At 74.4% G+C, this 21,492-nt stretch carries 14 protein-coding genes and 1 pseudogene; 12 read left to right on the top strand and 3 right to left on the bottom strand.

The genetic code is table 11. The annotated features are described in order from the left end of the window. Positions 1-66 precede the first annotated feature (66 nt). From ACIRQF_RS29190 to ACIRQF_RS29160, 7 genes are all read left to right on the top strand, one after another. On the top strand, positions 67-3,450 hold the full coding sequence (locus ACIRQF_RS29190; RefSeq protein WP_404096396.1) for a tubulin-like doman-containing protein: 3,384 nt from the start codon (positions 67-69) through the stop codon (positions 3,448-3,450). Continuing rightward, positions 3,447-5,948, top strand: coding sequence for a hypothetical protein (locus tag ACIRQF_RS29185; protein ID WP_404096394.1), 2,502 nt, complete (start codon positions 3,447-3,449; stop codon positions 5,946-5,948). Before ACIRQF_RS29190 ends, ACIRQF_RS29185 begins: the two co-directional genes overlap by 4 nt. Next, positions 5,945-8,074, top strand: a complete 2,130-nt coding sequence (locus ACIRQF_RS29180) for a hypothetical protein (RefSeq protein WP_404096391.1) — start codon at positions 5,945-5,947, stop codon at positions 8,072-8,074. The genes ACIRQF_RS29185 and ACIRQF_RS29180 overlap by 4 nt, the downstream gene beginning before the upstream one ends. 3 nt (positions 8,075-8,077) lie before the next feature. Next, positions 8,078-10,672, top strand: coding sequence for a hypothetical protein (locus ACIRQF_RS29175; RefSeq protein WP_404096388.1), 2,595 nt, complete (start codon positions 8,078-8,080; stop codon positions 10,670-10,672). 40 nt (positions 10,673-10,712) lie between these two features. Next, positions 10,713-11,945, top strand: a complete 1,233-nt coding sequence (locus tag ACIRQF_RS29170) for an arginine deiminase (RefSeq protein ID WP_376628842.1) — start codon at positions 10,713-10,715, stop codon at positions 11,943-11,945. A gap of 212 nt (positions 11,946-12,157) precedes the next feature. After that, the gene (argF, locus tag ACIRQF_RS29165) at positions 12,158-13,165 is read left to right on the top strand and encodes an ornithine carbamoyltransferase (RefSeq protein ID WP_389750584.1); all 1,008 of its coding nucleotides are present in this window, start codon (positions 12,158-12,160) and stop codon (positions 13,163-13,165) included. Positions 13,166-13,213: 48 nt separating this feature from the next. After that, positions 13,214-13,648 carry a hypothetical protein gene (locus tag ACIRQF_RS29160; RefSeq protein ID WP_404096384.1) on the top strand — a complete coding sequence of 145 codons (435 nt, stop codon included), beginning with the start codon at positions 13,214-13,216 and terminating at the stop codon, positions 13,646-13,648. 4 nt (positions 13,649-13,652) lie between these two features. On the opposite strand, the pseudogene ACIRQF_RS29155 reads toward ACIRQF_RS29160, so the two are convergent. Together ACIRQF_RS29155 and ACIRQF_RS29150 are read right to left on the bottom strand one after the other, a co-directional pair. Then, a pseudogene (locus tag ACIRQF_RS29155) lies at positions 13,653-14,582 on the bottom strand (IS5 family transposase). A gap of 412 nt (positions 14,583-14,994) precedes the next feature. Further along, positions 14,995-15,537, bottom strand: coding sequence for a MerR family transcriptional regulator (locus ACIRQF_RS29150; protein WP_376628846.1), 543 nt, complete (start codon positions 15,535-15,537; stop codon positions 14,995-14,997). Between the two features lie 68 nt (positions 15,538-15,605). Between ACIRQF_RS29150 and ACIRQF_RS29145 the strand changes: the two genes are divergently transcribed. After that, positions 15,606-16,457, top strand: a complete 852-nt coding sequence (locus ACIRQF_RS29145; RefSeq protein ID WP_404096381.1) for an MBL fold metallo-hydrolase — start codon at positions 15,606-15,608, stop codon at positions 16,455-16,457. A gap of 11 nt (positions 16,458-16,468) precedes the next feature. Here the strand turns inward: ACIRQF_RS29145 and ACIRQF_RS29140 are convergent, their stop codons facing one another. Then, on the bottom strand, positions 16,469-16,930 hold the full coding sequence (locus tag ACIRQF_RS29140) for an ATP-binding protein (protein WP_404096379.1): 462 nt from the start codon (positions 16,928-16,930) through the stop codon (positions 16,469-16,471). 322 nt (positions 16,931-17,252) lie between these two features. Here ACIRQF_RS29140 and ACIRQF_RS29135 point away from each other — a divergent pair, with 322 nt between their 5' ends. From ACIRQF_RS29135 to ACIRQF_RS29120, 4 genes are all read left to right on the top strand, one after another. Next, on the top strand, positions 17,253-18,080 hold the full coding sequence (locus ACIRQF_RS29135) for an enoyl-CoA hydratase family protein (RefSeq protein ID WP_376628851.1): 828 nt from the start codon (positions 17,253-17,255) through the stop codon (positions 18,078-18,080). Between the two features lie 335 nt (positions 18,081-18,415). Then, on the top strand, positions 18,416-20,659 hold the full coding sequence (locus tag ACIRQF_RS29130; protein WP_404096667.1) for a bifunctional salicylyl-CoA 5-hydroxylase/oxidoreductase: 2,244 nt from the start codon (positions 18,416-18,418) through the stop codon (positions 20,657-20,659). Positions 20,660-20,799: 140 nt separating this feature from the next. After that, complete coding sequence (locus tag ACIRQF_RS29125) at positions 20,800-21,099, top strand: ArsR/SmtB family transcription factor (protein WP_403522076.1); 300 nt, start codon at positions 20,800-20,802, stop codon at positions 21,097-21,099. Then, complete coding sequence (locus tag ACIRQF_RS29120) at positions 21,096-21,485, top strand: VOC family protein (protein WP_376628855.1); 390 nt, start codon at positions 21,096-21,098, stop codon at positions 21,483-21,485. The genes ACIRQF_RS29125 and ACIRQF_RS29120 overlap by 4 nt, the downstream gene beginning before the upstream one ends. Positions 21,486-21,492 lie beyond the last annotated feature (7 nt).

Below are 21,492 nucleotides of genomic sequence, written 5' to 3'. Positions count from 1 at the left end.
CTCCCGCACCCCACACCACGCCCCACGAACGAACCACGGGCCCTCGGGTCCCCAGGGGAGACGACAATGAAGATCTACCAGCCCATGCTCTTCGTGGGCCTCGGCGGCACCGGCGGTCGCATCGGCAGCGAGCTGGAACGCAGCCTGCGCCGCGAGCTGTGCGGTCCCGACGGCACCGAACTCGTCGACGGCGGCCGGCGGCTGCCCTTCCAGCTGCCCGACTGCCTGCAGTTCGTGTACGCCGACTTCAGCGAGGCGGAGCTGCAGCGCCAGCCGCAGTTCCGGGCCAAGGGCGCCGAGAACGCCGCCTACGCCCGCACCTCCCGCATGGTGCGCGACCTGCTGCCCACCGACTACGACTCCTCGCCCGAGGTCACCCGCATGCTGCGGGTCGCCCTGCACGAGGAGACCCGGTCGTGGCTGCCGCCGCAGGCCCGCCAGCCACGTGTCGCACCGCTCCACAACGGCGCGGGCCAACTGCCCACGGTGGGCCGGGCCGCGCTGTTCGCGACCATGCGCTCCGGCCTCGACCCCGTCCTGCGCCAGCTCCGTGAGGCCATCGGCGCGATCGGCAACGCGGCCGGCGATCTCCAGCGGGTCGGCGGGGGCCGTATCCGGGGCTGTGACGTCTTCGTCGCCTTCTCCGTCGCCGGGGGCACCGGCGCCGGCATCTTCTACGACTTCATCCACCTCATCGGGCACGAGTTCCGCAAGGGCAAGGTGCCCGGCGTCAAGATCTACCCGCTGGTCGTCATGCCCTCCGCCTTCCCGCCCGAGGCGGGCGGCGGCCGCGAGGCCGAACTCAACGCCGCCCGCGCCCTCGTCGACCTCTCCCGGCTCGTGGACGACCAGAACGTGCCCGACGCCCTCGACGACGTCGGCGACGTGGAGCAGCGCGGCCGGATCAGCGTCCAGTACCCCGGCGACGGCGTGGTCGCCCTGCGCCCGTCCACGGTGCAGACCGCCTTCCTCTTCTCCAAGCCGGCCGTCATCGGCACGGAGGACCTGCGCCGCTCGATCACCGCCATGGTGATGTCCCTCATCGGCACCGAGCTGAGCGAGGAGACCGGTGCCGCCGGGCGCGCCGAGGACGACTACCAGTCCTTCGCGGCCAGCTTCATCAACAAGAGCGTCGAGCGCTCCACCCCGGCCCGCACCGGCATCGGCTACCGCGGCATGTCCACCAGCCTGGCGGCGTCGCTCACCGTGCCGGTCGACGACCTCGCCGAGATCGTCGCCGCGCGGCTGCTCGCGCAGGCCGTCCGCGGCCTCGGGGAGAAGGCGCGCCGGGTCACCCCGGAGGACAAGCACCTCGTCCAGGACATGTTCAACCGCTCGGGCATCGGGCGTCTGTGGGCCCGCGAGGCGCCCGACGTGCCGCTGCCCGAGCACCTTCCCAAGGGCGGCAAGGCCATCACCCAGGAGCTGCGCAACCGGATCGGCGACATGGGGGACGCGCTGCGGCGCCTGGAGGCGGAGCTCGCCCGTGACGTGCCGCGGCTCACCGAGGACTTCAAGCCGGGCACGGCCGCACGGGAACTCCTCGGCCCCATGAGCCCGTTCCGCATCGAGGCCGTTCTGAAGGGCATGCACGGTCACGCCGACCGGGTCGCCGCCGCCGGCTTCACCGGCATGCTCGACAACCGCCGCAACGACCCCGAGAGGCCCGCGGACGTCCAGACCTCCGCCCCCGCCATCCCGCACATCCGGCGCACCGCCGGCGGCATCGTCGCCGCCCGGTGGAGCGACCCTGACGTCCAGGAGGCACTGGCCCGTCAGGAGGCGTGGTACCAGTGGCGGGCCAGGGTGCTGTGGCACCGCGCCTGGCAGGCGGGTGAGGCGCAGTGGCGGCCCGCGCTCACCAAGACCCTGCACGAGCTGGGGGAGTTCGCCAAGGTGCTGCGCGCCCACGAGCAGGACGAGGGCAAGGCCTTCGCCGACCGGCGCCGTGAGCTCTACCGCGACGACCGCACCGGCATCTCCTACCTCCTGCCGCCGCAGAACAGTCTGCGCGCCTTCTACGACGACGTCCTCGCCCGGCTCGTGCAGAGCGAGGGCCTGCCCGAGAACACCGACGCGGCGGGCCTCCTCGAACGGCTGGTCCGTCCCGAGGAGTGGCGCAGCGCGCTCGACGCCGTGCGCCGGTCGCCCGGCGCCGCCGTCAAGGAGATCAAGCAGGTCGTCGAGCGGCGGGTGAAGAAGCTGTTCGGCGAGGCCAACGACGACCGGTTCACCCGTCCCCTGCTGCCCTCCATGGAGCTGCTGCTGCGCGCCGCGTCCGGCGACGAGTCCGCCGAGTCGAAGGTCGACGCCCGCTGGCTGGAGCAGTTCCGTGCCGCGCTCGCCGGACTCCTCCCGGTCGGCTTCACCCCGGACGGCGGCGGCCCCCTGAAGATCCTCATCGTGCACCCGGCGAGCGAGTCCGACGGCCGCGCGGCCGACTACCTGCGCCAGGAGCTCAACCTGCCGCCCCGCGCCGCCCAGGAGTACCGGGCCGTCGACACCGACTCCATCACCGTCGTCCTCTTCCGCAGCGGTATGAACCTCACCGACATCTCCGAGGTCCGCGGCGTCCTCAGCCAGTGGGCCGACGCGCGCGACTCCGGCGGGCAGGAGGACTTCCTGCACTGGCGGCAGCGGCTGGGGCACCAGGACGACTGGCTGGTCTCCACGGAGGAGGACCGGCGGCGCATCATGCACCGGCTCCTGTGCGCGATGTGGAACGGGCACATCCACACGGAGGGGCCGGTGGACTCGCCCCATCTGGTCCGCATCCGGCTCCAGGAGGGCGAGTCCGCGACGATGTCGCTGCGCCTGGAGGACTTCGACGGCGCACTGTCCAGCTGGGCGGGACTGCTCAGGGCGTACGAGCGGTGGGCGCTGCTCGACGAGGGCCAGATCATCGAGGAGTTCTGCGGCCGTCTGATGCAGGCGCTGCCGAAGGGGCTCTCGCACACCCCGGCGCCGCCCTCGCCGCTCTTCGTCCACTTCGTCGAGAAGGTCGCCCCGCGCCAGCGGGTGCTCCTCGACGAAGTGGCCGCCGAGTACGGGGAGGAGGAGGCCGAGTGGCTGGCGCCGTTGCGCGACTTCTGGGAGGTCACCCTCCCCGGGGCCCTCGACATGCGCTTCGCGGGCGCGGGCAAGCCCACCCGGCCCACCCTGCGCGCCCTCTACGAGCGGCACGCCCCGTCCACCGTCCAGCCGTCCGCGCACCCGCCGGCGCCCGCCCCGGCGCCCTCCCACGCGCATGTGCAGAACCCGGCCCCGGTACCCGGACCCGCCGCGCCGGCCGGGCCCGCGCCGGCCGGGCCCGCGCCGGCCGGCACCGCCTCCGCCCACGTGCCGCCGCAGTCCTCCCCGCCGCAGCACCCTTCGGCGGGCCCGTCGCAGCCCGCACCTGAGCCCGCGGACGGCGGCTACCCGTGGGACTGGGACGGTGAGGAGGAGTGAGCCGGCCCGTCGTACCCGACCGTCCGCTACCGGGCCACGCGGTCTGCCTCGACCTGCGGGCCGCGGCGTACGACCCCGGGGACCGGCAGGCGCCCGAGGACGCCGTCCACCGGGCCCTGACCGCCCCGCAGCCCGCGGGCGAGCGCCGCTTCCTCGTCGTCGACGACGCCGACCGGCTCGTCGGCCACCAGCTCCTCCACGAACGCCTCTCCTCCTACGGCCCCGCCCACGTCGTGTGCCTCGCCGTCGGAGCCCCGGGGGAGCGGACCCTGCGCCGCACGCTGACCCTGCGGCCGCCGGCCGCCGGAGTGCTGTGGCTGCTCGACGGCTTCCAGGAGCCCGGCGCCGACGCCCTGCGTCCGCTGGTGGAAGTGCTCGCCGCCCCGGAGGTCTTCGACGCCGTGCTGCGCGCCCTCGGGCGGGTCGCCGGCGGCGTCGCCGTCCCCTCCGTACGGGTCCTGGAGCACGACCTGAGCGACGAGGCCCGGGCCAGGGCCTGGCGGCAGGCCGTGGAGGCGCTGACCGGCCCCGACGTCCCGGCCGCCGGCTCGGTCGGCAAGGTCCCCGGCGAACTCGCCCTGCTGCTCGACGAGTCGGTGCCGCGCTCGTTGTCCGCACACGGCTGGCTGCCCGCCGGCGGCCGCGCGGGCGGCCGGCTGCGGGCCTGCGAGGACGCCCTGGAGGACGCCCTCGACGGCCACGCGCGCGTGCGCGGCCCCGCCGGGCTGCTCACCCGCGCGGGCCGGGACGCCGACCTGCCCGGCACCGTCGAGCGGCTCGCCCTGGAACTGCGCGGCTTCCGCGGCGCCGTCGCCGATGCGTTCACCGTCGCCGGCGCCACCCGGCCCAGCGCCGAGGAGCGCGGACTCCTCGGCGACCGGGGCATCCGGCTCCCCGAGATGCCCCGCGAGATCACCCGCACCGGCATCGTCCCCGCCCTCCGCGACCACACCCACGAGCTGATCGCCGGCCGGCTCCCGCTGCGCTCGGTCGCCGCCCGGCTCGCGGCCCTCGCCGCCCGCACCGCCCCCGCCGGCAGCGCCGCCCGCCTCGCCGAACTCGACGCCGTCTGCGGGCCCGAGCGGCTCGACCGGCTCGGCGCCCAGCAGCCGTTCCTGGCCGGCGGTTCGCAGTCCGGCGCCGCGCTGGTGACCGGTGTCCTCGCCCTGCTCGCGGGCCTGTGGCCCGGCGCCGGGTGGGTCCTCGGCCCCGCCACGGGACTGCTCGCGGCCGTCCTCGCCCTGCTGATGCTGCGCCGCCGGCCCAACCGGTCGCCCGACGGACGCCTGGACGGCGGCGCCCGTACCGGCTGGGGGGCACGGCTCTTCGGCGGTCTCGTCGGCGGCTTCGCCGGCGCCGGCGCCGGACAGGCCCTCGGCCTGCCGCTCTGGGTGACGGCGACCGCCCTGGCCCTGGCCGTCGCCGCGGTCGTGCTGCTCGCGCTGCGCGACTGGAACCGGGCCGTGGACGACTGGTGGGACCGGGTGGACCCCGAGGACGCCGGCCGAGCCCTCAAGGAGGTCCACACGCTCGTGGTCACGACCGCCGTGCACGACTGGCTCTTCGCCGACGTGCGCCACCACTGCTCGGACGGCGCCGGCGCGGTCGCCCGGCTGCTGCGCGGCCTCGCGGCGACGGCGGAGGCGTACGCGGGTCCGGGCGCGCCCGGCGCGTACCCGCACGGCGGCTCCGATCCGTACGTGTCCGCCGACCCGTTCGGCACGGGTGCCGCGAGCGGGCACGGTGCCGGCGCCGTGGGCGACGGCACCGCGGCGGATACCGGCTGGGACTGGGACGGCTGGGCGGACGGCGCCGACGACGACGTCTGGTCCGACCGGGAGGAGCCCGGCCGGACCGCTCCGCTCCCGCCGTCCCCGGGCGCCGCCCCGACGGCCGCCCCGGTCTTCGCTCCCGCGCCCCCCGCACCGGCGCCGGAGTGGCTCGACCGTCGGTACGGCGACGGGGGACCGGACCTCGTCGACACCCTGGTCTCCGACCTGGTCGAGGGGGTCACGGGCATCCTCGACACCTGCTGGGCCGGCATCGAACGCGACCCCGGGAACGCGGGCCGGCTCCCCCTGGAAGCGCCGATGACCGCCCTGCTCGACGAGACCCGCACCCGCCTGGAACGGGATGCCGCCGCGTCCCCGCCGCCCGGCCGGGAGCGCGGCGACCGCCCCGACGCGGCCCGGCTCATCGGCGTCGCCCCGGACGGCGTCGTCCGGCTGCTCGCCGCCGACGACGAGCCGGCCCTCACCGTTCCGCTGTGCGGTCCCGAGCACCTGCGGCTGCTCTCCCACGAGCCGGGCGCGGTGCGCCGGGTGCGGTTCGTGCCCGAGACCATGCGGCGGGGGACCGCAGGTGACGACATATGGCGGGGCGCCGTGGAGGACGTGGTGTGGACGGGGGGCGGCCGGCACGCGGGCGTCCTGCGTCTCGTACCGCTGCGGTCCGACGTCGTGCACACCGTCAGGGCGGAGGAGGGGGGAGCCCCATGACGACCGCAGACCGACCCCAGGACCGTCCTCCCGAGGAGCAGGGGCCCGACGAGGAGCTCGAGTTCCTCACCGCGCAGGAGGAGCCGATCCGCTTCGCCGTCCGCTTCGGCGAGGACGCCCGCGCGCCGGGGCGGCCGTATCTGAGGACGCGGCCGGTCACCCTGGGCGCGGGCTGGCCGGTGATCCAGTTCCGGCTGCCTTCCTCCGCCCAGGGGGACCCGCACGCGTACGCCCTGCTCGAAAGGGAGGTGGCCGCGGCCATCGCCCTCGAACGGCGTTACGGCGGTGAGAAGTACGCCGAGGTGTTCACCCGGATCGTGGGCTTCGACCTCGACGGCTCCGAGCCGTTCGTGCTCTACCGCCGCTCCGGTGGGACCCCGCTCACCGAGTGCCTGACCCGGCTCGGTGCGGACGAGCAGCAGCGGATTGTGGGACAACTCGCCCTCGCCGTAAGGCTCCTGGATGACGCCGGGTACGTCCACCGGGCGCTCTCACCCGAGACCGTACGCTGGGACGGCAGCCATGTGCGGCTGTGCGAGCCCTACGCGGCGCAGCGCGCCGGGGAGGCCCGCGAGCCCTTCGGCACGGCCCCCTGGGCCTCGCCCGAGCAGCGCGCGGGTCGGGGCGCCGCCGACAGCCGTGACGACCTGTGGTCGCTCGCGCGGATCGCCTACCTGCTGCTCTCCGGCCACCCCGGACCGCCCGGCCGCACCGACCGGGCCGACGGGCCGCCGGAGGACCTCGGTGACTACCGGCGGCTCGCCGCGCTCGCCCAGAGCGGCCTCTTCGCCGCCGAGGCCGCCGCCCGGCCGTCCCCGGCCGACCTCCTGCGGCTGCTCCGGCTGACCGACCCGCTCGCCCACGCCGTCGGTACCGCCGACCCGCTCGCCGCCGGAAGGGCCCGCTACGACGCCGAACTGGACCGCAAGAGGACCGCGTTGCGGACCGCGCGCGGAGAGGCGGCCGAATCGGAGGCGGACAACGCGCCGCCCCGGCGGGGCTTCCGCGCCCTGCTCTTCGGCGAAGCACCGCCGCCGTCCCCGCCGCCACGGGCACCGGCCGCGGCCGAACCGCCCTCGCAGCGGGGGAGGTTGTGCCCGCACTGCCTGCTGCCGGTCGAGTACGACGAGCGGCTGCTCGTCACCATCGACGCCAAGGGCAACCGCGTCCCGCTCGACCTCGCCGCCGAGCACCGCCCCGGCCGCCGCCAGGACCTCATGCGCACCGCGTACCACCTGTGCCCGCACACCGGAGAAGGCGACGAGGCACACGAACTGCCCGTGCCCTATCTCACCAACGGCGAGCCGCTGTCCATCGCCTTCGTCGGCAGCTCCGCCGTCGGCAAGACGCATCTGATGGCGGCCATGCTCGGCGAGGTCGAGCTCGGCGGCCTGGAGCCGTACGGGCTCAAGTGCCTGCCGCTCAACCCGGAGGCGCACCGCACGTATCTGCGCGAGCGCGTGCAGAACCTGCAGCAGGGGCGGCAGCTCGGGCGCACCGGCCAGCAGACCTTCGCCCGGTTCGCCGACGGACTCCTCGTCTCCGCGCCCGGCCGGACCCCGCGGCCCGTCGTCTTCTTCGACCTCGCGGGCGAGGACCTCGCGCAGGACGGGGAGGTGACGAGCTTCCTCACCGGGGTGGACGCCTTCGTCTTCGTCGTCGACCCGCTGCGGGCCCTGCGGATGCCGGCCCTCGACCCGGTGCGCGAGCGCTACGGGCTGCCACGCCGCGACCTGGGCGACGAGGCGTTCACCACCGTCCTCAACCGGCTGCCCCGCAGGGACGGGTTCGTCGCGGCGCCCGCCGCGCTCGCCGTGAACAAGAGCGATCTGGTGCGCTTCGAACCCGCCGTGGACCGCTGGCTGGGGCGGGCCCTGCCCGAGCGCCACGACGCGGCTGCCGAGCAGGACGAGAGCCGGGACGCGTACGCGTTCCTGGACCGGCACGCGAGCGCCGCCTGGCTGCGGCCCTTCGACGACTGCGCCCGCTGCACCCTGCACTTCGTCGCCGCGACCGGGGGACAGGCCCGCGGCGACCGCTTCCCGCACGGTGCCCGGCCGCGACGGGTCCTGGCACCGCTGCTGTCGGTCTTCGCCGCGTGCGGGCTGCTTCGAGGAAGGGAGTGACCCATGGCGCCCACCGACGGAGCGGCCGAACGGGTCGACCAGATCGTGTTCCGCTGGGACAGCGGGAACGCGTCGGGCACCACCGGCTTCGGACCGGTGGCCTGGTCCGGCGGCAGGGACGAGGCGGAGGCACTCTTCCGCAGCGCCGGGACGGTGCTGAGGGCCAGCGGCGAGGAGACCCGGCCGGCCCTGATCCGGCTCCAGCGCCGCACGGAGGCCATGCTGATCCGCCGCATCCCCTGGACCGACCCCGGCGGTGGGGCCTCCACCATCTGTCACGCCCTCGTCGGCCCCTCCGACCTCCTGGACCCGTCGCTCTGCCTGGGGCTGCACGGCTGGACCTGGGAGGGCGCGGACCTGCCGCTCGCGGCGGTACGGGGCGGGCTTCCGGAGGTACGGGAGGACGCGCTGATCCCGGCGGCGGGCCTGGGCCAGCACGCGCTCGACACACGCCTCCCGGAGGTCGCCGACGAACTCACGGGCGCGGTCGCGGAGTTGCTGCGCCGGCCCGAGGGGCGTTTCACGCTCCTCGACGAGCGGGGCGACACGGCTCTGCCGGTGCTGTGGGGGCTCTACAGCATGTTCGGCGAACTCACCGACCTCCGCTGGACCTTCGCGAGCCACGACACGGCCGAACTCCGTGCCCTCCGCTTCGTCTTCGTCGGCCGCTGGGCCGGTGCGGCAAGCAGCAACACCGACCGCCACCGCGCCGATCCCCGTGAACGCGCAGGCGACGAGGCGGAGTCCCTGGCCGCCCGCCTGGTCGACCACCACCTGCGCGGCGTGGCGGCGGGCGCCGACCGCGAGTACGCCGTCGGCGCCGCCCTCCGTCACGCCCTGACCCGGCCGGGCGCCCCGCTGATGGCGACGGCCCGGGGTGCCGTGACGCGGTTGGACAGGCGCTATCCGGCGGGCGGGGGCGGGAGCGCCGCCGCAGGCGGTCGACGCACGACGGGGGACGGAGGGACGGCGGGGGCGCCGGGGGCCTCGTGGGGCTCGGGGACGGCGGGAGCGTCGGGATCCGGAGGCTCGGCGGCCCCGGGAGTACCGTCGGGGCCGGACGGCTCGGCGGTCCCGGGCGGTGTCCCGGGCGGCGTCCCGGCGGGGTCGCCGATCCCCGGTGCTGCCCCGGGTCCGGAGGTCCCTCCGATTTCAGGCGGCGTTCCCCCCGTTCCGGAGGCCCCGCCGGTCCCTGGCGGCGTTCCTTCGGTTCCTGAGGACCCGCCGGTCCCTGGCGACGTTCCCTCGATCCCGGAGGCCCCGCCGGTCCCTGGGCGTTCGGCGGTCCCAGGGGGTTCGCCGGTTCCAGGCGTTCCCCGTGTCCGAGAGGCTCCGTCGGGCGGCGGGGGGCCCTCGCTCCCCGGGGCGCCGCGGGTGCCGCCGGCCCAGGGGGCTCCGCAGGGCTCGGACGCCTGGCCGCCGGCCGACGGCACGGCCTCGCCGGTCCGGTCCGGCCCGCGGCCCTTCGTGTCCTCCGCGGAGGGCCGGGGCTCCCGGTCGTCGGCCGAGGGGCGGGGGCCGGCGGGGCAGGGCGGCCTCCGGTCGTCCGATCCGGGGGCCGAGTGCCCGGCCGGCACGGAGGAGACCACGGCCCGTCCGTTCGGCGCGCGGCGGCTCGAATCCGCCGCCGAGCGTCCGGACCCGTCGGACGATACGGCGGGTCCCGACCGGTCGTCCGACGCGGTCGCCGAGCCCCGCGCCGGTGGTGTGCTCGGGTCCGCCTGGGCCGGGCCCGTCGAGACGCGGCGGAGGTACCGCGGGCGCCGGAAGCGCGTGCGGCGGGAGACCGGGCTGGAAGGGCGGCTCGTACGGGCCGACGGACGGGGGGAGGTACGGGAGGCCGCCGACGAGGCGTCCGACGGGGAGCTGCTCCTGGCGCTCCGGGACCGTGGGCGCCCGCACCTCGTCACCACCGTCCTGATCCAGGAGGTCGTCCGCCGCTTCCCGGCCTGGGGGCGCGAGCTGCGGCGGGAGCTGCGCGACCTCGTGATCGCCGAGGAGTACTTCGTCGGACGCGCCCACCCCGACGACCGGGTTGCCGCGGCCGAACGCGCAGCCGAGGCCGCGGAGCTGCACGACTGGGCCGTCCGCCCGATGCTCGGCGGCGCGAAGGAGGGCGACGGGCCGGTCGAACGGCTGGCCCTCGTGCTCGCCCGGTTCCGTACCAGTCCCGACCCCGCCGCCCGGGCCGCCTTCCGCCGGATCGTGGGGGGCGAGCGCCCCGGGCTGCCCGAGTCGGTCTGGCGCACCCTCGTCCTCGACGTCCGCCTCACCTCGCCGAACCCGCTCGTCCCGCACCCGGCCGTTCCGCCGTCCTCGGCCCCCGCCCCGAAGGCCTCCTCCGCGTCCTCGGCCCCCGCCCCGAGGGCCTCCTCCCCGTCCCCTTCGTGCCCGCCCTCTCCGCCCCCGGCCCCGGCCTTCCCGGCACCCCCGTCCAGCACGGATCCACCCACCCCGGCCGCCCGTCCTCCCGTCCCCGACCCCTCGTCCGCCAGGCAACGCAGCGACGGGCGGGTGGCCTACGCCGTGCTCGGTTGCGCCCTGTTCCTCCTGGTGTCGCTCGTCGTCGTCATCTTCGCGGCGCTCCTGACACCGTGAGTACCACGCGCGGGCCGTCCCGCTCCGTCAGGATGGGCGCATGGGATTCCATGTCGATTCCGAGACCGGGCGGCTGCGCCGCGTCATCCTGCACCGACCGGATCTGGAGCTGAAGCGGCTCACCCCGACCAACAAGGACGCCCTCCTCTTCGACGACGTGCTGTGGGTGCGCCGGGCCCGTCAGGAGCACGACGGGTTCGCGGACGTGCTGCGCGACCGAGGCGTCGAGGTCCACCTCTTCGGGGACCTCCTGCGCGAGGCCCTGGAACTGCCGGCGGCACGCGCACTCGTGCTCGACCGGGTCTTCGACGAGAAGGAGTACGGCCCGCTCGCCACCGACCACCTGCGCGCGGCCTTCGACGCGCTCGACGCCCCGGACCTCGTCGAGGCGCTCGTCGGCGGGATGACGAAGCGCGAGTTCCTCGCGGGCCACCGCGAGCCGACCTCGGTCCGCTTCCACGCCCTGGATCTGGACGACTTCGTCCTCGACCCGCTGCCCAACCACCTCTTCACCCGCGACACCTCCGCATGGATCTACGACGGGGTGTCCATCAACGCCATGCGCTGGCCCGCCCGCCAGCGCGAGACCGTGCACTTCGAGGCGATCTACAAGCACCACCCCCTGTTCACCGGCTCGGAGGCGGGGAACTTCCACCACTGGTCGGAGGGGCAGTCCGACTACCCCTCGACCATCGAGGGCGGCGACGTCCTCGTCATCGGCAACGGCGCCGTCCTCATCGGCATGAGCGAGCGCACCACCCCACAGGCCGTGGAGATGCTCGCCCGCGGCATGTTCGCGGCCGGCTCCGCGCGTACGATCATCGCGCTCGACATGCCGAAGCGCCGCGCGTTCATGCACCTCGACACCGTGATGACGATGGTGGACCAGGACACCTTCACCCAGTACGCGGGTCTCGGCATGCTCCGCTCGTACACGATCGAGCCGGGCGACGAGGGGCAGTCCCTGCGGGTGACCGACCACCCGCCGGAGCAGATGCACAGCGCCATCGCCGCCGCCCTCGGCCTCCAGGACATCCGTGTGCTCACCGCCACCCAGGACGTGCACGCGGCGGCGCGGGAGCAGTGGGACGACGGGTGCAACGTGCTCGCCGTCGAGCCGGGAGTCGTCGTCGCCTACGAGCGGAACGTGACCACCAACACGCATCTGCGCAAGCTGGGCATCGAGGTGATCGAGATCCCGGGGAGCGAGCTCGGCCGGGGAAGGGGCGGGCCCCGTTGTATGAGCTGCCCTGTCGAGCGTGACGCCGTGTGACCCGGCGGCCGTGGGGCGGGGATCCCGCGTGCCCGCGTAGGCGCACGAGCGGGTGACGGTCCCGGGGGGCGCGGCGGAGGCCGAGGTGGGGGACGGGGAGGCAGGGGCCAGGAGGCAGGGCCCAGGAGGGGCTGTATAAGAATGTCTAATCGCGTATAGACTTCCACCGTCCTCGTCCCCCGACGTCACCGACCGTATCTCAGGAGCCCCCCATGGCCACCGACCTCACCGGCCGCCACTTCCTCAAGGAGCTGGACTTCACCGCCGAGGAGTTCCGCGGTCTGGTCGCGCTCGCCGCGGAGCTCAAGGCGGCGAAGAAGGCCGGTACGGAGGTGCAGCGGCTGCGGGGCCGGAACATCGCCCTGATCTTCGAGAAGACCTCCACCCGCACCCGCTGCGCCTTCGAGGTCGCCGCCGCCGACCAGGGCGCGTCCACCACCTACCTCGACCCCTCGGGCTCCCAGATCGGGCACAAGGAGTCGGTCAAGGACACCGCCCGTGTGCTGGGCCGGATGTTCGACGGCATCGAGTACCGGGGCGACAGCCAGGCCGCCGTCGAGGAGCTGGCCGAGTTCGCCGGGGTGCCCGTCTTCAACGGGCTCACCGACGACTGGCACCCCACCCAGATGCTCGCCGACGTCCTCACCATGACCGAGCACAGCGACAAGGCCCTCGAGGCGATGACCTTCGCGTACCTCGGCGACGCCCGCTTCAACATGGGCAACTCCTACCTGATCACCGGCGCCCTGCTCGGCATGGACGTCCGCATCGTGGCCCCCAAGGCCTACTGGCCGGCCGAGGACTTCGTCACCGAGGCCCGTCGCCTCGCCGGGACCAGCGGAGCGACGATCACCCTCACCGAGGACGTCGCCGAGGGCGTGCGCGGGGCCGACTTCGTCGCCACGGACGTGTGGGTCTCCATGGGCGAGCCCAAGGAGGTCTGGGACGAGCGGATCGCCGCGCTCGGCCCGTACGCCGTGACGATGGACGTCATCCGCGCCACCGGCAACCCGGACGTGAAGTTCCTGCACTGCCTCCCGGCCTTCCACGACCTCGGCACCGCCGTCGGCCTCGACATCCACGCCCGGCACGGCCTGACCGAGCTCGAGGTCTCCGACGAGGTCTTCGAGTCGGCGCACTCGGTCGTCTTCGACGAGGCCGAGAACCGGATGCACACGATCAAGGCCGTCATGGTGGCCACGATGGGCGACCCCGCCTAGGACTTGTCCGGCCGATCATGGGTGCAGGCTGTCGGGCATGATGCCCGGGTGAGCATCATCGTGAAGTTCTTCGTGGCGCCGGACGACAGGTCAGCGAGTCTGGCCCTCCAGTCCGGGCCGGGACGGGCATCCGAGTCGCTCTCCTTCGGCAACTTCGATCCCGAAGAAGCCGTGGTCGAGTGGGAATGCCTTCTGACCGGCGGCAGCTTCGAGGAACTCGTCGAGGCCGGCGAGCCTCGCATCGTCGCCGGCCAGGACAACGACGGGTGCGTCGTCTTCGCGCTCTCGCCTCGCCTGTCCACTGCGCTCGCGGACGCCACGCACGCCAGGTTGAGCGACGTCGCCGCCTCGTGGATCCGGCTGCGTGCGGAGGACGGCGAGGTCATCGGCACGGAGATCGCCGACGCGATCGTGGGAGATCTCGCTGCTCTCGTCAGCACCGCCCGCCGCCAGGGCCAGAGTGTCTACTGCTGGGTCGCGTAGGAGCTCAGGTCCGGAGCCAGATGACGAGGGCCGCGGCGGTGGCGGTGCCGAGGAAGACGTAGCCGCGTTTGTCGTAGCGAGTGGCGACCGCCCGGGACTGCTTCAGGCGGTTGATCGCCCGCTCGACGGTGTTGCGTTTCTTGTAGCGGTCCCCGTCGAAGCCGGGTGGTCGTCCGCCGCGTGCGCCTTTGCGCAGGCGGGCGGCCTGGCTGTCGGTCTTCTCTGGGATGGTGTGGCGGATTCCCCGCCGTCGCAGGTACTCGCGGACGGGGCCGTTGCTGTAGGCCCTGTCGGCCGCGAGGCTGGCGGGCTTCTTGCGTGGCCGTCCCAGGCCCGATCTGGGTACTCGGATCTTCTCCAGGACTGGCTTGAACTGGGTGCAGTCGGCCCGCTGACCTGGGGTGACGATCAGGGACAGGGGTCGGCAGCGGCCGTCCGCGCTCAGGTGGAGCTTGCTGGTGAACCGCCGCGCGAGCGGCCCAGACCCTCACCTCCAGCACCACCTCCACCAAGCGGGCGACCAGGCTCTGCCCCGGCGTCTCGTCCTGATGTTCCATCCCTGCGGCCCCCTTTGATCCCGGGGCCGAGGCGGGTCGGTGCGGGCGCCGGCCGCGTGCTGATGCGCACGGACGATGGTGGAGTCGACCGAGATGTCCCAGTCGATCTCACCTGCGGCGTCTGCTGCGGCCTGGACCTGCTGGAGCAGACGCTCCCAGGTGCCGTCGGCCGACCACAGGCGGTGGCGTTCGTAGACGGTCTTCCACGGCCCGAACCGTTCGGGCAGGTCACGCCACTGCACCCCGGTCCGCACCCGGTGCAGAATCCCGTCGATCACCTGCCGGTGATCCCGCCACCTGCCACACCGCCCGTTACTGACCGGCAGGAACGGCCGCAGCCGTTCCCACTCGGCATCACGCAGATCACCCCGCCCCATACACGGGACAACGATCAGACCAGGCGACAGTCACATGATCGACCGGACAGCTCCTAGGCCCGCCCAGCCGGCCACCCCGGCCGCCGACCTGCCCCGGCCCTCTGTGCAGACGCCCAGCGATCCCCCGTCACCGCTGGGCCCCTGCCGCCGGACTTCACCGCCGCAGGACTCGACCATGGCTCTGGTCGCGATGCGAGGACGCGCACCGTGCCGACCCCTGGAGGAGAGCCATGCCGAGACGAGCGGGAAGCACGGGACGAGCGGGCAACCCGGGACGAGCAGGAAGCACGGCACAAGCGGGCAACGCGGGACGAGCGGGCAACGCGGTAGGCGGCCGTGGACGCACAGGAAGGACGCGGCGCGCGGTCGGCGGACTGCTCGCCGCCCGTGAACGCCCCGACCGCGAACGCCGCTAGGCGATCCGCGCGGCGGTGCCGGCCGTCGCCGTTCCTGCTTCCCTCGCTGTCGCTGTCGCTGTCGCTGTGTCTGGCGCTGTCCCTGTCGCGGATGCCTCCGCGGACGCCTCCGTTGGCGCGTCCGCAGGGGCAGTCGCCGTCGGCGTCGCGGCCACGTTCCCGACGGCGCGCTTGAAGTCCGGGCAGTCGACGATCGGTTCGTGGTCGCAGACGGCGGCGTGCCGGAGGCTGTCGCGGAGCCGGGTGAACCGCCCGATCTGTTCGTCGAGGTCGTCGGCCTTGGCGGTCATCCGGGCGCGAACGTCCGCGTCGGACGGGCGCGCCACCACGAAGCGCTCGATCTCGGCGATCGAGAATCCGGCGCTCCGGGCGCATGTGACGAGCGCGAGGCGCTCCAGGACGTCCGGGCGGTAGGCGCGCCGCAGGCCGTTCCGTCCCTCGGGGGCGATGAGGCCCTTCTTCTCGTAGAACCGCAGCGCCGAGGGCGCGAGGCCCGAGCGTTCGGCGACCTCGGCGATGTCCAGCAGGGTCCCGTGCACGCCCGTCTCCTCTTCGTCCGGCTGCCGGCCTTGACTTGAACCGCGCTTCAAGTCGCAGCCTACCCGTCATGAGGATCCATCACCTGAACTGCGGCTCGGTCCGCACCATCGACCCCACCTACGACGGCCCCGCGTCCCTGCCCGCCGTCAACCACTGCCTGCTCGTGGAGACCGATGCCGACGGCCTGGTCCTGGTCGAGACCGGCCTCGGCCTCGGCGACGTCCGGGACCCGGAGGTCACGCTGGGCGCCGACTGGGTCGCCATGGCCCAGCCCGCGCTCGACGAGGGGGAGACGGCGATTCGGCAGGTCGCCCGGCTCGGGTACGACCCTGCCGACGTGCGGCACATCCTGCTGACCCACCTGGACGTGGACCACTGCGGCGGCCTGCCCGACTTCCCCGGTGCCCGGGTGCACGTGCTCGCCGCCGAACTCGCCGCGGCGCGTGCCGAGGCCCCCAGCTACCGCTACCGCTCCGCCCACTGGGCCCACGAGCCCGACTGGGTCACGTACTCCTTCCCCTCCGACCTCGACCCCGACACCGGGCCCGTCCCGGCCCCCGACCACGCCGACGACTGGTTCGGCTTCGCCGCCCACCGGCCGGAGGGGCTGCCCGAGGGGTTCCGGCTCGTCCCGCTCGGCGGTCACACCGCCGGTCACACCGGCGTCGCCGTCCGGGACGCCGACCGGTGGTTGCTGCACTGCGGCGACGCGTACTACTACCACCGCGAGGTCGAGGAGGCGAAGGAGGTTCATCCGGTGATGGACGTCGTCCAGACGCGCTCGCAGGTCCATCGCGACCTGCGGATCGGCACCCAGGCCCGGCTGCGCGAGCTGGTCCGCGACCACGGTGACGAGGTGACGGTCTTCTCGGCGCACGACCCCTGGGAGTTCGCACGCCTAACCGGCGGCCGCGTATAGGAACACGCCCTTCACTGCTCCGGACTCCGACGAGGTGCCGGCACGGCCGGGAGCGTGAACCAGACCGCCTTGCCGTGCGCGGTGGGACGGTGACCGCAGTCGCTGCTGAGGGCGCGGATCAGGAGCAGTCCGCGGCCGTGCTCCTGCCACGGGTCGACCGGGGTGACGGGCCCCGGGCGGAGCAGCTCGCCGGGGTTCGCGGCGCGCCCGTCGTGGACCTCTATCTGGCAGCCGCCGAAGGCCGGGAGCAGCTCGACCACCAGCTCGATCGGGCGGTCGCCGGGGGTGTGCTCGACGGCGTTGGCGACGAGTTCGGAGGTGAGCAGCTCGGCCGTGTCGCGGTCGGCGGCGGCGCGCCGCGCGCGCTCGATCTCGGTGAGGACGGAGCGGACCAGGGCACGGGCGATCGGCACGGCGGCCGTGGTGTGCGGCAGCTCGACGCGCCAGGTGGCGGGACCGGAGGCTTCGAACACGGCGGGGTTCCGTTCGGGCTCGACGGGGGCGTGGGGGCCGGGGTGTGGGGGAGTCGGGCGGGGACTGGCGTGGGGGAGGGGGAGGGGGAGGTGGACGCCGGGTGGGGGCGACGTCCTGGTTTCCACCTTACGGACCCGAAAACCTTGAAACAGAGGCGGTCGCCCGCCTTGGTCGGGGACCTGCGTCCGCCCTGCGCGGGACCTTCGCTCCCGGGGGCCCGGGACCGATATCGCGCACTCGTGACGACAGTCACAGGTGAGTGATACCCTCCAGGAGGTGATGCCGTACCCGTACGTGCACACAACAGGGAGGTTCTCCCGGATGAGCCCCTTCACCGGCTCCGCGACCCGCACCGAACGCTGGCGGCACCTGCGCCTCACCGTCGACGACGGGGTCGCCACGATCACGCTCGCGCGCCCCGAGAAACTGAACGCGCTCACCTTCGGCGCCTACGCCGACCTGCGCGACCTGCTCGCCGAGCTGTCCCGCGAGCGGGCCGTCCGCGCGCTCGTCCTCGGCGGCGAGGGCCGCGGCTTCTGCTCGGGCGGCGACGTCGACGAGATCATCGGCGCCACGCTGTCCATGGACACCGCCCAGCTCCTCGACTTCAACAGGATGACCGGGCAGACCGTGCGCGCCCTGCGCGAGTGCCCCTTCCCGGTGATCGCCGCCGTCCACGGCGTGGCCGCCGGCGCCGGGGCGGTCCTCGCGCTCGCCGCGGACTTCCGGGTCGCCGACCCCACCGCCCGCTTCGCCTTCCTCTTCACCCGCGTCGGGCTCTCCGGCGGCGACATGGGCGCCGCCTATCTGCTGCCACGGGTCGTCGGACTCGGGCACGCCACCCGGCTCCTCATGCTGGGCGACCCGGTCGGCGCCGCCGAGGCCGAGCGCATCGGCCTCGTCAGCGAGCTCACGGAGGAGGGCGCCGCCGACGCCCGCGCCGCCGCCCTCGCCCGCCGGCTCGCCGAGGGGCCCGCCCTCGCCCACGCCCAGACCAAGGCGCTGCTCACCGCCGAGCTCGACATGCCGCTGGCCGCCTCCGTCGAGATGGACGCCGCCACCCAGGCCCTCCTCATGCACGGGGAGGACTACGCCGAGTTCCACGCGGCCTTCACCGCGAAACGCCCCGCCAAGTGGCGGGGGCGGTGACCGTGCCCGCCCCGGCTCCCCGCCCCGGCCCGTCCCCCGGCACCGCGCCGGGCGCCCCACGCACGCCGGCGACGCGGGCCCTCACCTCCCGTACCGGCCCCGTCTCCCGTCCCGCCCCGGGCTCCCGTACCGCCCCGGGCTCCCCGGTCACCCCCACCTCCCGTCCAACCCCGGGCTCCCTGATCGCCCCCACCTCCCGTCCCGCCCCCGCCTCTCGTCCCGCCCTCGCCTCCCGTCCCGCCCCCACCTCCCGTCCCGCCCCGGGCTCCCCCGTCACCCCCAACCCCCGCTCCGCGCCGGGCGGCACCGGCGCGGCGCGGGGCGGGAGCCGGGCCCTGCGGGTCGCGGTCGTCGGCGGCGGGCCAGGCGGGCTCTACGCCGCCGCGCTCCTCAAGCGGGACGACCCGGACCGCGAGGTCACCGTCTGGGAGCGGAACGCCCCCACCGACACCTTCGGCTTCGGCGTCGTCCTGTCCGACGAGACCCTCGGCGGCATCGCGGACGCCGACCCCGAGGTCCACGCGGCCCTGCGCCGCGAACTGGTCCGGTGGGACGACATCCACATCGCCCACCGCGGCCATCTGCTCACCTCCACCGGCCACGGCTTCGCCGCCCTCGGCCGCCGCCGGCTCCTGGAGCTCCTGCACGAGCGCTGCGCCGGGCTCGGCGTGCACCTCCGCTTCCGTGCCGAGGCCCCGCCCGCCGACGTCCTCGCCGCCGGTCACGACCTCGTCGTGGCCGCCGACGGCGTGCACAGCCGGACCCGCGAGGCCCACGCCGAGGTCTTCCGGCCCACGATCGCCACGCACCGCTGCCGCTACATCTGGCTCGCCGCCGACTTCGCCCTCGACGCCTTCCGCTTCGACATCGCCGAGACCGAGTACGGCGTGATGCAGCTCCACGCCTACCCCTACTCCGACACCTCCTCCACGGTCATCGTCGAGATGCGCGAGGAGGTCTGGCGGGCCGCCGGCTTCGACGAGCTCGACGAGGCCGAGTCCGCCGCCCGCTGCGCCAAGCTCTTCGCCGAACCGCTCCGCGGCCGCGCGCTGCGCTCCAACAACTCCGCCTGGACCGCCTTCCGTACCGTCGTCAACGCCCGCTGGTCCCACGGCAACACCGTCCTCCTCGGCGACGCCGCCCACACCGCGCACTTCTCCATCGGCTCCGGCACCAAGCTCGCCGTCGAGGACGCCGTCGCCCTCGCCGCCGCAGTCGGCCGGCACCCCGATCTCACCGGGGCGCTGGCCGCCTACGAGGCCGAGCGGCGCCCCGCCGTCGAGTCGACCCAGCGGGCCGCCGCCGCGAGCCTGCGCTGGTTCGAGGAGCTCGCCGGCCAGCTCGACCGGCCTCCCCGCCAGTTCGCCTTCAACCTGCTCACCCGCAGCCGCCGGGTCACCCATGACAACCTGCGGCTGCGCGATCCCGCCTTCACCGCGTCCGTCGAGGACGAGTTCGGCTGCCCGCCCGGCACCCCGCCCATGTTCACGCCCTTCCGGCTCGGCGGCCTGACCCTGCGCAACCGGGTCGTGGTCTCGCCCATGGACATGTACGTCGCCGAGAACGGCGTCCCGGGCGACTTCCACCTCGTGCACCTCGGCGCCCGCGCCCTCGGCGGCGCCGGGCTGGTCATGACCGAGATGGTCTGCGTGAGCGAACGGGGCCGGATCACCCCCGGCTGCGCCGGTCTGTGGACCGACGAGCAGGCCGAGGCCTGGGCCCGCGTCACCTCCTTCGCACACGCGCAGGCCCCCGGCACCGCGATCGGCGTCCAGCTCGGGCACTCCGGCCGCAAGGGCTCCACCCGGCGCATGTGGGAGGGCATCGACGAGCCGCTGCCCGACGGCAACTGGCCGCTCGTGGCCGCCTCCCCGCTCCCGTACCGCCCCGGTGTCAACCAGACCCCGCACGCCCTCGACCGGGCCGGACTCACCGCCGTCCGCGAGGAGTTCACCGCCGCCGCGCGCCGGGCCGCCCGGGCCGGCTTCGACCTCCTCGAACTCCACTGCGCCCACGGCTATCTGCTCTCCGGCTTCCTCTCCCCCCTCACGAACCTGCGCACCGACGCCTACGGCGGCGACCTCGCCGGACGGCTGCGCTATCCGCTCGAAGTCTTCGACGCGGTACGGGAGGTGTGGCCGGCCGACCGCCCCATGACCGTCCGCATCTCCGCCACCGACTGGGCCGAGGGCGGCACGACCCCCGAGGACGCCGTCGGGATCGCCCGGGCCTTCGCGGCGCACGGCGCCGACGCGCTCGACGTCTCGACCGGCCAGGTCGTCCCCGAGGAGCGCCCCGAGTTCGGGCGCTCGTACCAGACCCCGTACGCCGACCGGATCCGCTCGGCGCTCGGGATACCGGTGATCGCGGTGGGTGCGATCTCCTCCTGGGACGACGTGAACTCCCTGCTCCTCGCCGGTCGTGCCGACCTGTGCGCCCTGGCCCGCCCCCACCTCTACGACCCGCACTGGACCCTGCACGCCGCCGCCGAACAGGGCTACGCGGGCTCCGCCGCCCCCTGGCCGCCCCCGTACCGTGCGGGCAGCCGCCGTCCGCCGACGGGCCGCAAGGACCCCTGACACCGGCCGGTGCCCCTTACATCGGCCGGTGCCCCTGACACCGGCCGGTGCCCCTGACATCGGCCGGTGCCGGCGAAACGCCGGCCGACGACCCGGTGATCGACTTGATAGGCAAGTGGCAGCTTGCCTATGGTGGAGCGGTGGCGGACGACGACGAACTCTTCAAGGCGCTGGCCGACCCCACCCGCCGGATCGTCCTCGACGAGCTGGCGGAACGGGACGGGCAGTCCCTCTTCGAGATCTGCGCGCGCCTGGCGACCCGGCACGGCCTCGGCCTCTCCCGCCAGGGAGTCAGCCAGCACCTCGCCGTCCTGGAGGCCGCCGGCCTGGTCCGGACCCGGCGCGAGGGCCGCTACAAATTCCACGACCTGGAAACCGAGCCGCTCGAGCGCATCGCGACCCGGTGGCTCAGGCCCGACCCCCCGGAGAGCACCCCATGAGGATCAACCTGACCAGCGTCTTCGTCGACGAGCAGGACAAGGCCCTGCGCTTCTACACCGAGGTGCTCGGCTTCGTGAAGAAGACCGAGGTCCCGCTCGGCGGCCACAGCTGGCTGACCGTCGTCTCGCCGGAGGACCCCGACGGCGTCGAACTGGTCCTGGAGCCCAACCAGCACCCCGCCGCCAAGGCCTACCAGGACGCGCTCGCCGCCGACGGCATCCCGGTGAACTCCTTCGCCGTGGAGGACGTGCACGCCGAGTTCGCCCGGCTCCGCGCCCTCGGCGTCCGCTTCACCCAGGAGCCCGTGGACATGGGTCCGGTCACCACCGCGATCCTCGACGACACCTGCGGCAACCTGATCCAGATCGCCGAGTACAAGGGCTGATCCGGCC

Source organism: Streptomyces sp. NPDC101191 (genome assembly GCF_044767915.1).
GTDB lineage: Bacteria > Actinomycetota > Actinomycetes > Streptomycetales > Streptomycetaceae > Streptomyces.
Note: the sequence above shows the minus strand (reverse complement) of the source record. Positions and strands in the feature narration are given on the sequence as shown.